A 14,324-nucleotide genomic window follows, 5' to 3' on the forward strand; every position below is an offset into this window, starting at 1 on the left:
TGGCCAGGGAGTTTTTCTTAATGAGCAATTCCAGCTGCTAAATTCAGCTAGTAGAGAAAAAGGAAAACGGCAAACAGCGCAATCCAGAGGCCGTCGATGTAATGCCAGTACAGTCCCAGCATGCGCAGCTGACGCATCCGGAAGGGGTTGCGAATAAAGACTAGGGTACGAACCGCGTCGCGCGAGGCGTGGAGGGAGTGCATCAGCAGCAAAGTCAGGAACACGATGCCGCCCAGCAGGTGGGTCACGTGCAACGCCGAGATAATGTAGACGTACGTGCCGCTCGCTTCGCCGGAAAAGAATATGCCCTGCTGCACCAGCTCCCGCCAGCCCAGCAGCTGCAGCCCGATAAAGGTGATGCCCAGCAGCAGCGTGGCTCCCAGGCAGCGGACCAGGCCCGATACATCGTCCTCTTTGTATAGTCGGGGCGCCTGACTCAGGGTGTAGCTACTTACCAGCAGCACGATGGTGCTCAGGGAGAAATACCGCGGAAACGGGTGCAGACCGCTCGGCAGGGAGCTGTAGTAGCGCGTCTGGGCATAGGCAGCCACCAGAATAACGAACAGCACCGTGATGCCGACCATACTCAGGTAAAGCAGCATCATCAGGGGCGGTACCCGCTCAATGCGCGTGAAGGCGGAAGCCGGATGCCCGGCGCCTACCTTGTCTTTGTGTTCTTTGTCGGAGTTCATGAAAAAGGGAGTAGCGGCCCGCTGGAACAACCAATCTAACGGCCTTTAGTTCCGCTCCATTTTCCACGTGGCGGTGCTGTTGGCCTCTAACCAAGATACGTAAAAAGCCCGGGGCCGGACAGGTGGTTCCGGCCGCCTAGGACCCGCTGAAAAAAGACCCGATTTTCCCTAGTACCGCGCTCATGGTAATCTTGGGCGAGCGGCCGATTCCAAAGGTCACGTAGGTTTTGCCGCCCACGCGCAGGTCAAGTACGAGGCCCAGGCGCTGGGCCAGGTCATGGAGCTGCTGCAAGGCATCGAGTCCCCCGCCGGACTTCTCTTTTTCGCGCCGGGGCCCGGGTTCCTTCTTGGGCCCGCTGGTGAGCTTGTCGAGTACCCGCTGGCTGGGAAAGTTGACAATCAGGTACGTGCCGGCCGCGGCCACCTGAATATCATCCCCATCGTGGGATATGACCAGCCGGGCCTCGATTTCCAGGGCACTAGCCAACGTTGCCGGCGTTGGGCTGGGCGGGTGGCAGGACAGTGCCCGCGCTTTCGCCTTTGGTTTTGATGCGCAGGGAGCCGTTCAGCCGCCAGGTAGAAGACGCGTTCTGGTCGGTGGGAACCTGCAGCTCCATCTGGTCAAACGTAAGGGCCAGCTCTACGCCGCCGGAAAGCTTGTTGAGCAGGGAAGCGGCCATGTCGGCCCAGTTGGAAGCAGGTTGTTGGGAAGAGGAAGCCATAGGGGCAGCGGAAGAAGGTAAACCAGCCCGGGGCTGGCAAAGGTTTTGTAGAGCGGGACCGGCCCCGGTGCCGGCAGCTACCGGCACCGGGGTGAATGGTCAAACATACCACCCCTCTACGGCAAACGCAACGTGGTGGGTGCCCCAAAGCTCAACCGGTATCATCCAAATAACAGAGGCTGCGTATGTTGTCGGGGTAGCTTCTACTATTCATCTCCATTCAATGCGCATTCGCCTTCCTCTGTTCCTGCTGCTGGTGCTACTGCAGTCCGCTGCCGCCCAGACCACCGATACGATCAAAACCGCGCCCCCGACCGGCTGTGACCACCCCTTCGGCCTGGCCGACAACCACGAGCTGGTTTACCAGCTGCTGGATGAGAAGGGTAAGCCCAGCGGCATCATCCGCACCCGCGTTGTGCGGCTCAGCTTTGAAACCAACAAAAAGAAAACCGTTACGACCACCAACGTGCTCGTCAAGAGCGGAGTGTACGACCAGAAAAACCGTCTGCAGCGCCAGCAGGACCTGACGTTCAGCTGCCGCCGCGACACTACCTTCTCCGATGGGCTGGCAGATTTCAACCCCGAGGCGCTGAAGTCGTTTCGGGACCGAAAGTTTGAGTACGTGCCCACCGCCCTGGCCTGGCCCAACCAGCCCACCACCGGCAGCAAGCTCCCGGACGGGGGCGTGACGGTGAACGTGAGTTCATCGGTGGTTGCCATTGCCAAAGTCAGCACCATGTTCCGCAAACGGCGGGTGGTGAGCGGGCTGGCTGCGGTCACGACGCCCGCCGGCACGTTTCCGTGCTACAAGGTGGAGTCGGAGCGCGACAACAGCACCTCGGCGCGGGCCGACGTTGCTTTTCACACGCTCAACCGGGTGGTAGACTATTACTCGCCCGGCCATGGAGTGGTGAAAACCGAGATTTACGGCAAGAACGGCAAGCTCGTACAGACCCGGGTGCTGGCCTCGCGCACGGGGAGCAAGGAATAGCGGGCGAAAAAATGTAGTTTTGGGCCCTTACTCACGCTCAAGCTGTTAGCCCACCTTCCATGAAGCTTTTCACTGCCACCCTGGCCGCCTCCCTCCTGTCGCTGGCGGCCTGTCAGTCCAACACAACTCCCGCCACAACTTCCGCGACCACCACGGCTGCGCCTGCTGTGGCCGTGACCGGCAAAACCTACGGCGCCGCGACCACCTCGGACGGCGCCCTGCCTCTTGCCGAGCTGCCAAAAGCCCTGGGCAACCAGGACTCCGCCAAAGTGAAGCTGGTCGGTACGGCCACCGGCGTGTGCCAGGCCAAGGGCTGCTGGCTGACGATGAAAACCACGGAGGGCAAGGAAATGCGGGTGCGGTTTAAAGACTATGCCTTCTTCGTTCCGAAAGACCTGACCGGCAAGACGGTGGTTATCGATGGCTGGGCCCACCGGGAAATCGTGCCGGTCGAAGACCTGCAGCACTACGCCAAGGATGCAGGCAAGTCGGCCAAGGAAGTTGCCGCCATCACAAAGCCCGATGAGCAGCTCACCTTTATGGCCGATGGCGTGCTGGTGCAGGACTAGTGCTTTCGTATCGAATACCTGTCGAAAGGCTGCCCCCGGGCGGCCTTTTGCTTTTTGCGACAACCCGCCGCGGAACCGCGTTGGTGGTGAAAGCCCTGGGCCGGCCCGGCGGATGCACGGGCAGAACGACCTGGGGCCCTAAACTTCGTACTGCACTGCGTACCTGACTTCCCGCCGGTTATTTTTGCCTTATGCCCGACCAGAACTCCATTCAGCAGCAGATTCAGCAGCTCACCGAGCGGCTTCACTACCTCAATCACCAATACTACCAGAACGACGTTTCTGACGTCTCGGACCAGGAATTCGACCGGATGCTGGCCGAGTTGCAAACCCTGGAGCAGCAGTACCCGGAGCTGGCCCTGCCCAACTCCCCCACCCAGCGCGTGGGCGGCACCATCACCAAGCAGTTTCCGACGGCCCTGCACCGCTACCCCATGCTCAGCCTGGGCAACACCTACTCCGAGGCCGACCTGCGGGAGTTTGACGAGCGGGTGCGCCGGGTGCTGGACTCCGACGACTACACCTACGTCTGCGAAATGAAGTTTGATGGCGTAGCCATGAGCCTCACCTACGAGGACGGGCAGCTGACCCAGGGGGTTACCCGCGGCGACGGTACCCGCGGCGACGTGGTGACGCCCAATGTGCGCACCATCAAGAACCTCCCCCTGCACCTGCGCCCGGCGCCCGGCCAGCCCCGGGAATTTGAGGTGCGGGGCGAAATCTTTATGCCTAACCCGGTCTTCAACGATCTGAATGCCGAGCGGGAGCAGAACGGCGAGGCCCTGCTGGCGAACCCACGCAACGCGGCCAGCGGCACGCTCAAGCTCCAGGATTCGGCCTTGGTGGCGGCGCGGCGCCTGCGCTTCTTCGCTTACAGCTTCCTGAGCCCCGGCCGGGTCTTCAGCTCGCACAGCGCGTCGCTTCGGGCCCTGAAAGACTGGGGCCTGCCCGTATCCGACACCTGGCGCTGCTGCAACACGATTACCGAGGTGCTGGACTTCATTCACGCGTGGGAGAAGAAGCGGTTTGAGCTGCCCGTGGCCACCGACGGCATTGTGATTAAGGTGGACGACTTCCGCCAGCAGGAAATCCTGGGCTTCACGGCGAAAAGCCCCCGCTGGGCCATTGCCTATAAGTACCCCGCCGAAAAAGCCCGCACCCGCCTGAACACCATTCAGTACCAGGTGGGCCGCACCGGGGCCGTGACGCCGGTGGCCATGCTCGACCCTGTGCCCCTGGCCGGCACCGTGGTGAAGCGCGCTTCGGTCCACAATGCCAACCAGATTGCCGCCCTCGACCTGCGCCTGGGCGACCTGGTATTCGTGGAGAAAGGCGGGGAAATCATTCCCAAGATTACGGGTGTGGACCTGGGCGCCCGGCCTGCCGGGGCCGAGCCCATCCGCTATCCCACCGAATGCCCGGCCTGCAATACGCCCCTGGTCCGGCCCGAGGGTGAGGCCCACTACCGCTGCCCCAACGAGCGGGGCTGCCCGCCCCAGCTCAAGGCCCGGCTCGAGCACTACGTCTCGCGCAAGGCGCTGAACATTGAAGGGCTGGGCGCCGAAACCGTGGGCCGTTTCTTTGACCTGGGCCTGCTGCAAACCCCGGCCGACATCTACGACCTGCCCCAGCGCCGCGACGAGCTGGTAAAGCTGGAGCGACTGGGCGAAAAGTCGATTACCAACCTGCTGGCCGGCATTGAGGGCAGCAAGCAGGTGCCTTTCGACCGGGTGCTGTTTGGCCTGGGCATCCGCTATGTGGGGGAAACGGTGGCCGAAAAGCTGGCCCTTCACTACCGCAGCATCGACGCGATGATGGCGGCTTCGGCCGAGGAGCTGGCCGCGACGCCCGAAGTAGGCGGCGTAATTGCCGAGTCGCTGGCCTTCTGGCTGCAGGACGCCGGCAACCGGGAGCTGATCGAGCGCCTGCGCTCGGCCGGCGTGCAGCTGGTGCTCACCGGCGAGGCTCCCCAGGCCCATTCCGACCGGCTCGCGGGCCTCACCTTTGTGCTGTCGGGGGTGTTCGAGGACCACAGCCGCGACGAGCTCGAAGCGCTGATTGTCAGCCACGGCGGGAAGGTAACGGGCTCGATCAGCAAGAAGCTCAGCTACCTGGTTGCCGGCGACAAAATGGGCCCAGCCAAGCGGGAAAAGGCCACTACGCTCAAGGTGCCCATCATCGGCGAGGCCGATTTGCTGGCCATGCTGCCCGGTGAAGACGAAGCTCAACCGGAGGAAGAAATTTTAGCTCTCAAAAACTCTGATTCCAGCGTGGAATCGAAGAATTTGGAGACTTTCCCGGCCCCTAAAAGTTCCGCAAACGATTTAGGTCGCCAAGGTTCCTTATTTTAGCGCTCCGAAACGCGTCCCACCACGCGCTCTGTGCTTTCAATCGTGAGCCGGACCGGGCCTTTTTACGGGTTCGGGCAATCCCCACCCCGGCTCACGGTTGAAAGTATAATGCTTCCGCCGCCACCAGTTGCCGCGGCCTTTCGTTTCGAATCTCCTCTTACTTTTTCCTGGTCATGAAAACGCTGCTGCTCGCTCCTGCCCTGCTGCTCGTCTGCTTTGCTGCCACTGCCCAGACGGCCCCGGTCAGTCCGGCTGGCCCGGTGCAGGATAAAGTTGATGTGACGCTGCTGGCCCACAAGCCGCTGGTCGTTGATGCCGCCGCGGTAGCCAGACTGCAGAAGCAGGCCAACGTTACGGTGCTCGACGTGCGCACGCCGGAAGAGTTTGCTACCGGCCACCTCGCCGGGGCTAAGAACCTGAACTTCCGCGCCCCCGACTTTGCCCAGCAGGTAGCCCGCCTCGATCCTAAGCGCACGTACGTGCTGTACTGCGCCTCCGGCAACCGCAGCAACCAGGCCGCGACGCTTATGCTGGACAAGGGCTTCCGCGACGTGCGCAACGCCGGCGGCTTCAAAACGCTGAAGGACGCGGGACTGAAAACGGAATAAGGGCTGCTTATAAAGCAACAAAAAAGCCCCGGCGTGCGCCGGGGCTTTTTTGTTGTTGAGACAGGGCTAGAAGCTCTGCACAATGCTGTTGTGCAGGGTGCGGGCGCTCCAGTAGCCGCTGGCAATGATGCGGCGGATAGTGAACAGCGGGTCGATGGGGTCCCGCTTCTCGGCCAGCACGAAGGCGGCCACCATGCCGCGCTTTTTCAGCTCCGGAATAGCCTGCTGGTTCCACAGGCCGAAGGGGTAGGCGAAGTACTTGATTTCCTTGCCGGTGATTTCCTCGAGCGTCTTGGTGGGCTTTTCAATCTGCGTTACCCAGTCCTGGCCCTGGTACTTCTTCACGTTGTGGTGGTCCCAGGTGTGGGAGCCGATAACGTTGCCGGCATCCGACAGCTCCTTTACCTGCGCCTTGCTCATGTAGTTGGGGCGGCCCAGGCTCACGGTCATCACGAAGTACACGGCCTTGTAGCCGTACTTTTTCAGCTCGGGCGCGGCCACGGTGTACTGGTCGAGGTCGGTGTCGTCGAAGGTGAGCATGATGGGCTTGCTCGGCAGCTTGGCCCCGGTGGTCAGGTAGGCATAGAGCTGGTCGGGCAGGATGGTATGGTAGCCGCTGTCGGCCAGCATCTTGATCTGCTCGCGGAACCGGGCCACCGGCACGATGTAGTCTTTGGCGCCTTTCGAGTCCTTGGCCCGCCAGTCGCGGATCTGGTGGTAGCAGAGAATCGGCACCTGGGGCCGGGCCGTGATGGTGGCCGCGTCGGCAATGCTGCCGGCCGGGATGCTGCTCGGGTCGGGTGCCGCCGTGGCAGCAGCTTCGGCCGACTGGGTGGCCGCGGGCGTCGCGGTCGAGTCGGCGCGGGCTTCGGTGGTGGCGTTGACGGCGGCCTCGGAGGCCGTGGCGGGCTTGGTTTCGCAGGAAGAGAAGACCGCGGAAGCGGCTAAGGAAACCGCTGCTACGAGCGGGAAACGGGTAATACGCATAAGTGGGTACTGCACACCGGCCCGGGGCCGGCAACGTCGGGAGAAAGAAAAGATACCGGATAACGGCCCGCAACACGTCGGTTTGTACCTTCGCCTGACCATCCAAAGCACAAAACAACAGCTTATTCCCCGCATGGACAAACTTGATTCCCGCCTTCCTTCGGTTCGGGGCACCGGTGTAGCCCTCATTACGCCCTTCACGCCCACTCCGGACCACGCCGTCGACTACCCGGCCCTGCGCCGCCTGCTCGACTTCACCATCGAAGGCGGAGCCGAATACCTGGTCATCAACGGCACCACCGCCGAGTCGCCGACGGTCACGGCCGACGAGCGGGCCGAGATTCTGCGCGTCGTCAAAGAGCACATAGCCGGCCGCGTACCGCTGGTGTACGGCATCGGCGGCAACGATACGGCCGGGGTTGAAAACCTGCTGCGCACCACCGACCTGGGCGGCGTTACGGCCATCCTGTCGGCCAGCCCGGCGTACAACAAGCCAAGCCAGGCCGGCATCATTCAGCACTACCTGCGCCTGGCCGACGCCAGCCCGCTGCCCATCATCCTCTACAACGTGCCAGGCCGCACCAGCTCCAACCTGACGGCGGAAACAACCCTGCGCCTGGCCCACCACGCCAACATCGTCGGTATCAAGGAAGCCAGCGGCAACCTGGAGCAGTGCATGGTCATTGCGGCCCGCAAGCCCAGGGGCTTCATGCTCATCAGCGGCGACGACATGCTCACCACTCCGATGATTTCGTTTGGCGCGGAGGGCGTGATTTCGGTGCTGGCCAACGCCTTCCCGCGCCGGATGAGCGACATGACGCGCCACGCCCTGGCCGGCAACTACGCCGAGGCCACCAAGCTGCTGTTTGAGCTGCTGCCCCTGAACCCGCTGATGTATGAGGAAAGCAACCCGGTAGGCGTAAAAGCTGCCCTCGAAGCCCTGGGATTGTGCTCGGCCGCGGCCCGCCTGCCGTTGCTGGAGGCTACCGGCGGCCTCAAGGAGCGTATTCAAAAGCTACTGTAGCCAGATGTCGAACCTCACCCCAACGGAAAAAACGTCGGTTCTGGGCCTGGAGCCTTATTCCCGCTACGCCTACTCCATCAGCCAGTTCGCCGATTCGGAAGTGGTTTACTCCCTGCAGCGCGCTGACGGTGGCCTGGCCGTAGCGGAGCTCGACAACCAGCCGTTTCTGTCGATCTGGCCCCACCCGGAATTTGCCCAAACTACCGGCGAGCAGCAGTGGCCCGGCTACCAGGTCTGCAACATTCCGCTGGCCGACTTTACCCTGTCTTTGCTCCCGTCCCTGGATGAGCGGATATTGTTCAACGTCTTTGGCATCGGGGACTGCACCGGCTTTATGGTCAATCAGCAGGAGCTGCTCCGCGACATCGTGGCGGCGCTGAACAAGTACTAGCTGCTTCTGATTCAGCATAAAAAAGCCCTGATGCAAGCGCGTCAGGGCTTTTTCACTTTGCAAGCTGGGAAGAAATGATGCGAATCAAAATGTAACAAGGCAGTCATGCAGAGGCACAAGCCGAAGCATCTCGCGTGCTGATGCTGGAGTAGGAATTCAACGAAGCGGAAGAGATGCTTCGTCCCTGGCTTGATGCGCCACATGCTCAGCATGACTGCCTTTGTTTACCAGCCGCTGCTAATGACGATACCCCGGCCTCAGCCCTACCAGCCGCTGGCCAACACGTCGGCAATGTGCAGGGTTTGGATAGGCTTGTTTTCGCGGCGGATGTAGGCGTCCAGGTGCATCAGGCAGCTGGTGTCGGTGCTGACGAGGTAGTCGGCGCCGGTCGCCAGGGCGTGCTCCACCTTCTGCTCGGCCATGGCCACGGATATAGCCTCGAACTTGACGGCAAAGGTGCCGCCGAAGCCACAGCAGGTGGTAGTCTCGGCCATTTCAATGCGTTCCAGGCCCCGGACACCGTCGAGCAGGCGGCGGGGCGCCTCCCGGATGCCGCACTCGCGCAGGGCCGAGCAGGAGTCGTGGTAGGTGTAGCGCCCGTCGAGGCGGGCCCCGCGGATTTCGGTGATGCCCAGCACATCCACCAGAAATTCGGTCATTTCAAAGACGCGGGGCTGCAACGCCTGGTACCGGGCCTCGTCGGGCGTGTTGCCCAACAGGGCGGGGTAGGAATTGCGCACCATGCCCACGCAGGACGCCGACGGGCTCACGATGTAGCGCTGCCCCTCATTGGGAAAATCCCGGAGAAACTTCTGCGCCACCTGACACGCCTCGTCTTTGAACCCGGCATTGAATCCCGGCTGCCCGCAGCAGGTCTGATTGCCGTTGTAGCGCACCTCACAGCCCACGGCCTCCAGCACCTTCACCATGTTCATGGCCGTTTCGGGAAACAGCTGGTCCACAAAGCAGGGAATGAAAATATCAACAGGGATCATGCAGGCAAATGGAAGAAACGTGGAGAAAGGGCTGACAGGCGTACGGGCAATGGGGACGGGCGGGAGCGGTTGGCAGAAGCGCCAGCATCCGAACACCGACCACGAATTACCGGCACCAGGCGCTGGATCTAATGGCTGGCAAAGACGCTGCCGGCCTGGTGGCGGGCGGTTAGGAAAGCTTCGGCACTGAGGCCGAGCTGCTCGCCCTGCTCGTCCAGATACGCCACCAAGTTCTCGGTCGCCATGTTGCCGGTGAGCACGTCGGCGGCCATCGGGCAGCCGCCGATGCCCCCGATAGCACCGTCGAAGCGGCGGCAGCCGGCCTCGTAGGCGGCGGCTACCTTTTCCCGCCAGGAGTCGGGGGTGGTGTGCAGGTGGGCGCCAAACTCGATGTGGGGAAACGCCGGAATCAGCTGGCTGAACAGGGGCGCGATGGTTGCCGGGGACGAAGCGCCGATGGTATCCGACAAGGCCACGATGCGCACGCCCATCTGGTCGAGGCGCTGGGTGAAGTCGCCGATTACCTCCGGGCTCCACGGGTCCCCGTAGGGGTTGCCAAAGCCCATCGACAGGTACGTCACCAGCGTCTTGCCGGACATTTCGCACAAGGCCTGCATCTGAGCCAGCTCGGTCAGGGCTTCGGCAATGCTCTTGTTGGTATTGCGCTGCTGAAACGTCTCGGATACCGACAGCGGAAAGCCGATGTACTGAATCTCCGGGTAGCCGGCGGCCGTTTCGGCCCCGCGCAGGTTGGCCACGATGGCCAGCAGCTTGGTTTTCGTCTTGCTCAGGTCCAGCCCGGCCAGCACCTCGGCCGTGTCGCGCAGCTGCGGAATGGCTTTGGGCGACACGAAGGAGCCGAAGTCGAGCGTATCAAAGCCCACGCCGAGCAGGGTGTTCAGGTAAGCCGTCTTGGTGGCCGTCGGGATAAACTCCGTCAGGCCCTGCATGGCGTCGCGGGGGCATTCAATCAGCTTCATGGGCTACGAACAAGGGTGGGCGGCAAAAGTAGGTGGTCGGGCTGAACTTCCCAGTGTGCCCCTATTCCCTACCGCACGCCGAAGCGGCTTCCGGCCACGTCCAGAATGATGGTACGACCAGCAAACGGCTCGTTACCCAGCAGGCCGCCCATACCCGAGAACTGCGTCAACAGTCGTTGCGGCAGGCTCATGCCCTCGATGTGCGTAACGGTTCCCAGTGGCACCACTGCGCCTCCCATCTTCAGGCTGGCTGCCGTCGCTGCGGTGTATGAGGTCAGGGTCTTGCCCCAGGAGTTGACGTTCAGCTTCTGCACCGGGGCGGCCGGACGGGCCAGCCTGTCCCACTCGCTCTGGCTGGTAACCAGGGAATACGCGCTGGTGCCGGAGTCGAACAGCATCTGCACCGGTTTGCCCTGCAGCTCGGAGGTTACCAGCACCCGGCGGCCCTTAAACTCCAGGGGCGCAAACGCCGCCCCATGGCCGAGGCTGTCGGGCAGGCTCTGAGCCAAGGTAAGACGCTGGTTGGGGTAGTCGATAACGAGTACGCGGCCCTCCATAATGTCGGTGCCGAGGGTGCCGATGATAAAGGCCGTTGCTGTGTCGGCAGGCACTTCGGCGGCTCCGCCGTGGGGAAACACCGGCAGGCGTCGGGCCAGCACCTGCGCCGAGCCCAGCTGCAGGGTCAGGTTCTTGACCGTGTCCGCCGGGGCCGCCAGGTGGGCCTGGGTGGCGGGGTAGCGACTCCGTAGCGCCGTCAGCGACTTCGCATAAAGCAGCGTGAAGGGCGTGCCGGTATCGAACTGCAGATAGCAGGTGCGGGGGCAGCCGGGAAGGCGTACCGGCACCAGGGTAGCCTGGTGAGGAACCGTCGTGTCGCCGGCCCAGACGAAAGGCAGCGTGGCCGGAAGCCGGCTTACGACCAGCTGATTAACCGGAGGCTCAAACTTATTCCGGAAGTAGAAATAGCCCCCGATTCCGCTAACGACGAGCAGGACGACCAGGGCAAGCAAAATTCTCAACAGCAGTTTCACGGTGATGGAGGTTGGGGTTGGATAAGGAGTCAAACCTAGCCTGCCCTGCCTTCCGCCCCTGCGCCATTTTGCCGCCATTCGGCCGCCACTTAATGTAACAAACTCACCACCAGCAACCTATTTCACAGCCAAAAACGGTAAATATTCAGATTCCCCCGCCGCAGCTGCCGGGCATAGTACACCACCGTCAGCACATTCGCCGCGTACGAAAGCACCAGCACCCCGATATAGGCCCCGGTCAGCACCCGGTGCAGGTAGCGGGCGGCCAGCATCTGCGCCCCGGCTACCAGCAGGTACCCGAAAAAGCAGCTCACCTGCCAGAGCACCTGGAACCCCAGCACCCGCCGCCCTACTTCGGCGACGTGGGCAGTGGCGCGCCGCCGGGCCCGCCACAGCAGCAGCGGCACCACGAGGTTCAGGAACGGCAGCAGCAGAAAGCTCAGCGCACTCAGGTTGAGCAGCTGCAGAAACGCCGGGTCGTCGCGTAGCGCCGGGGGCGCGGGCAACACTTCCAGGGTCGGCGCGGAGGTAGTGGTCTGGGCTACCTCGGGCGTCAGCCGCAGGTCGGCCAGGGTGACGCCCAGAGCCGAGGCCAGCGCCTGCACGGTGTGGCCCCGGGGTACGGTGTCGCCCTGCTCGACCCGCTGAATCGTGCGCAGGCTGATGCCCGACTGCTCGGCCAGGAGCTCCTGCGACAAGCCCTTACTTTTTCGGAGTGCCTGAATACGCTCGGCAGAAAACATGAATATCGGGTCGGATAAAGGAATAGTGGGCCAATAATACCGGTTTCTGAGCCGCCCCCGGTCCTATGTTGCCTGCTACTGCCGCCCGGACAGCTTCCTTCCGGGCTAGGCTGACTTGCCAAGTTAATCGAACTACCGGCCCCTGAAACGGGTTTGCGTAGCTGTATCTGATTCATTCGATGTCTGCTATCCACCTGTCATTTCGCTTGCTGCTTTTGCTGCTTTTGGTCACGGCCTGCGGCAAAGAGCAAACGCTCCGCGCCGTTTTTCAGAAATCCACTCCCCACGAAGCCTACGCCCGCAGTCTCCGCCAGGCCGGCCTCAATGACACGGCCCTGGGCCGCGACTGGCTGGCCGCTGCCGACCGGGCCCTGCGCGATTCCCTGGTGGTAACCCTCCCCTTCCAGGAAACCGGCTTTTTCCGGGCCGACCGGGCCATGGCCGCTTCTTACCGCTATGCCGTGCGGGCCGGCGAAACCGTGCGCGTCCGCCTCACCCTCGACAAAGCCACCCAGGCCCGCGTGTTTCTTGATGCCTTTGAGCTGACGCCCGGTCCCCACGCCCTCACCTCGGCCGACACCGCGGCGCTGGCCTTTAGCTACGTGGCCCAGGACAACCGGCAGCATCTGCTGCGGGTGCAGCCCGAGCTGCTGCGCACCGGCCGCTTCACCCTGCGGATCGAGCGGGGTCCCTCTCTGGGCTTCCCGGTGTTGGGCAAGTCGGACGCGGCGGTGGGCAGCTTCTGGGGTGCCGACCGCGACCGGGGCGCCCGCCGGCACGAGGGAGTCGATATCTTTGCCAAGCGCGGTACGCCGGCCATTGCCGCCGTCTCGGGGTTTATTACCCGCACCGGCGAAACGCCGTTGGGCGGTAAGGTGGTGTGGCTGGCCGACACAAAGCACGGACAGCACCTCTACTACGCCCACCTCGACCGGCAGCTGGTCTGGGCCGGGCAGCAGGTGCGGGTGGGCGATACGCTCGGGCTCGTCGGCAATACCGGCAACGCCCGTACGACCTCACCCCACCTTCACTTTGGCATTTATCGTAGCGGGCAGGGCGCCATCGACCCGTTCCCGTTTATCCGCAAAGCCGGCCTGGCCCCGGAAGCACCCCGTACCAGTCCGGCTCGGCTGGGGCAGTGGGTGCGCGTACAAAGCAGGCGCGCCGACCTGCGGCGTAGCCCGGTTGCCAGCGGGCAACTGGTAGCGGGCATCAGCCGGAACACCCCGCTTCTGGTGGTGGGCAGCCAGGGCAGGTGGTTTCGGGTCGAAGATCCGAATGGGCGGCTGGGGTATGTCGAAGCCAAAGCAGTTGCTCCGACGACCGATATTCTGCGCCGGGAGCTGGTAGCCGCCGCCACCGACCTGTATCTGGGCCCGCAGGCCGGCGCTGCGGCCGTCGACACTCTGCCCGCGCAAAGCCGCGTTGCGGTGCTGGGAGAATACGGGCGCTACCAGCTGGTGCGCAGCGCAACAGGCCGGGTGGGCTGGATGGCCAAGCTGCCAAAGGCATGAACCGACCACAAGCACCACAAAAAAGCCCGCTCCGGTTATTCCGGGGCGGGCTTTTTTACCGGTTAGACCTGGCGTTATTCGGCAATAACCACGGCTTTGCGGAGCTTTCTGGCATAGGCAATGCGCCGTTCACGGCCTCCGTTGGCGGTGTAGTCGAAGCCAACGGCTTTGTTGTCTTCGCGTACGGCGGCCCAGGCTTCGGCATCCGCCTCAGTGGGCTGCACCGCGGACTTGGGAATGGCGGGCTGGACAAACCGGTCGGGACGGAAGAAGTTGTTCATTCCCTTCAGAATGGCAATTTCCTTGTCCCGCACGGTAGCGGCCTGGGGGTCTTCCAGCTCCCGCTCGTCCAGTAAAGCAGTGGCCGGCATCACTTCGTTGCGGAGCGTGTCGCCGGTGCTGCTGATAATCAGAAAGCGGGCCTGACCGTTGATAATCTTCGCACCCTGGAGCAGCAGTACGAAGTTGTCTTTGGTTTTGGGGTCCGAGAAGCTGTGCGTGGTGCGCACCGCGTTCAGCACGCTCCGGCTGGTGAGCCGGCTACGCTGGGCTTCGGGCGTGGGCGTGTACACCCGCTCGGCGTTCTGGGAGGTACCGACTTCCCGCTCGGTGGTGGCGCAGGAAGAGGCTTGCATCAGGAGAGCTACAAAAGCGACGGGAAGAACGAGTTTTTTCATGGTAGAGGGGGCGACCATCTTCATCTTGGGATGCGAAACGGCAAAGTAC

The 14,324-nt window shown here is 62.9% G+C and carries 16 protein-coding genes; 7 read left to right on the plus strand and 9 right to left on the minus strand.

The window, feature by feature from the left end:
• Positions 1-47: 47 nt before the first annotated feature.
• The 3 genes from LJY25_RS00860 to LJY25_RS00870 form a co-directional block, all read right to left on the minus strand.
• Positions 48-692, minus strand: coding sequence for a cytochrome c oxidase subunit 3 (locus LJY25_RS00860; protein WP_227606326.1), 645 nt, complete (start codon positions 690-692; stop codon positions 48-50).
• A 136-nt stretch (positions 693-828) separates the two neighbouring features.
• A complete protein-coding gene (locus LJY25_RS00865; RefSeq protein ID WP_227606327.1) occupies positions 829-1,179 on the minus strand; it encodes a hypothetical protein in 351 nt (116 codons plus the stop codon).
• A complete protein-coding gene (locus tag LJY25_RS00870) occupies positions 1,172-1,414 on the minus strand; it encodes a hypothetical protein (protein WP_227606328.1) in 243 nt (80 codons plus the stop codon). Before LJY25_RS00870 ends, LJY25_RS00865 begins: the two co-directional genes overlap by 8 nt.
• A gap of 223 nt (positions 1,415-1,637) precedes the next feature.
• Between LJY25_RS00870 and LJY25_RS00875 the strand changes: the two genes are divergently transcribed.
• The 4 genes from LJY25_RS00875 (at position 1,638) to LJY25_RS00890 (ending at position 5,933) form a co-directional block, all read left to right on the plus strand.
• Entirely contained in the window at positions 1,638-2,405 is a 768-nt protein-coding gene (locus tag LJY25_RS00875) for a TapB family protein (RefSeq protein WP_227606329.1), read from the plus strand.
• A gap of 59 nt (positions 2,406-2,464) precedes the next feature.
• Positions 2,465-2,974 (plus strand): DUF4920 domain-containing protein, encoded by a 510-nt coding sequence (locus tag LJY25_RS00880; protein ID WP_227606330.1) that lies wholly within the window; start codon positions 2,465-2,467, stop codon positions 2,972-2,974.
• Positions 2,975-3,165: 191 nt separating this feature from the next.
• The gene (ligA, locus tag LJY25_RS00885) at positions 3,166-5,325 is read left to right on the plus strand and encodes an NAD-dependent DNA ligase LigA (RefSeq protein ID WP_227606331.1); all 2,160 of its coding nucleotides are present in this window, start codon (positions 3,166-3,168) and stop codon (positions 5,323-5,325) included.
• Between the two features lie 173 nt (positions 5,326-5,498).
• Positions 5,499-5,933, plus strand: coding sequence for a rhodanese-like domain-containing protein (locus LJY25_RS00890; protein ID WP_227606332.1), 435 nt, complete (start codon positions 5,499-5,501; stop codon positions 5,931-5,933).
• A 66-nt stretch (positions 5,934-5,999) separates the two neighbouring features.
• Here the strand turns inward: LJY25_RS00890 and LJY25_RS00895 are convergent, their stop codons facing one another.
• A complete protein-coding gene (locus LJY25_RS00895) occupies positions 6,000-6,920 on the minus strand; it encodes a polysaccharide deacetylase family protein (protein WP_227606333.1) in 921 nt (306 codons plus the stop codon).
• 133 nt (positions 6,921-7,053) lie between these two features.
• Between LJY25_RS00895 and dapA the strand changes: the two genes are divergently transcribed.
• Positions 7,054-7,944, plus strand: a complete 891-nt coding sequence (gene dapA, locus LJY25_RS00900; RefSeq protein WP_227606334.1) for a 4-hydroxy-tetrahydrodipicolinate synthase — start codon at positions 7,054-7,056, stop codon at positions 7,942-7,944.
• Between the two features lie 4 nt (positions 7,945-7,948).
• Positions 7,949-8,335, plus strand: a complete 387-nt coding sequence (locus LJY25_RS00905) for a DUF2750 domain-containing protein (RefSeq protein ID WP_227606335.1) — start codon at positions 7,949-7,951, stop codon at positions 8,333-8,335.
• 263 nt (positions 8,336-8,598) lie between these two features.
• On the opposite strand, the gene LJY25_RS00910 is transcribed toward LJY25_RS00905, so the two are convergent.
• From LJY25_RS00910 to LJY25_RS00925, 4 genes are all read right to left on the minus strand, one after another.
• On the minus strand, positions 8,599-9,330 hold the full coding sequence (locus LJY25_RS00910; RefSeq protein WP_227606336.1) for a (Fe-S)-binding protein: 732 nt from the start codon (positions 9,328-9,330) through the stop codon (positions 8,599-8,601).
• A gap of 128 nt (positions 9,331-9,458) precedes the next feature.
• Positions 9,459-10,310 carry a hydroxymethylglutaryl-CoA lyase gene (locus LJY25_RS00915; RefSeq protein ID WP_227606337.1) on the minus strand — a complete coding sequence of 284 codons (852 nt, stop codon included), beginning with the start codon at positions 10,308-10,310 and terminating at the stop codon, positions 9,459-9,461.
• A gap of 68 nt (positions 10,311-10,378) precedes the next feature.
• Positions 10,379-11,341 carry a hypothetical protein gene (locus LJY25_RS00920; protein ID WP_227606338.1) on the minus strand — a complete coding sequence of 321 codons (963 nt, stop codon included), beginning with the start codon at positions 11,339-11,341 and terminating at the stop codon, positions 10,379-10,381.
• A gap of 122 nt (positions 11,342-11,463) precedes the next feature.
• Complete coding sequence (locus tag LJY25_RS00925) at positions 11,464-12,084, minus strand: helix-turn-helix domain-containing protein (RefSeq protein WP_227606339.1); 621 nt, start codon at positions 12,082-12,084, stop codon at positions 11,464-11,466.
• A 179-nt stretch (positions 12,085-12,263) separates the two neighbouring features.
• On the opposite strand from LJY25_RS00925, the gene LJY25_RS00930 reads away from it, so the two are divergent.
• Positions 12,264-13,598 (plus strand): M23 family metallopeptidase, encoded by a 1,335-nt coding sequence (locus tag LJY25_RS00930; protein WP_227606340.1) that lies wholly within the window; start codon positions 12,264-12,266, stop codon positions 13,596-13,598.
• Between the two features lie 74 nt (positions 13,599-13,672).
• Here LJY25_RS00930 and LJY25_RS00935 read toward each other — a convergent pair whose 3' ends face one another.
• A complete protein-coding gene (locus LJY25_RS00935) occupies positions 13,673-14,275 on the minus strand; it encodes a hypothetical protein (protein WP_227606341.1) in 603 nt (200 codons plus the stop codon).
• Positions 14,276-14,324: the final 49 nt, after the last annotated feature.

This window comes from Hymenobacter translucens, from assembly GCF_020685205.1.
GTDB lineage: Bacteria > Bacteroidota > Bacteroidia > Cytophagales > Hymenobacteraceae > Hymenobacter > Hymenobacter translucens.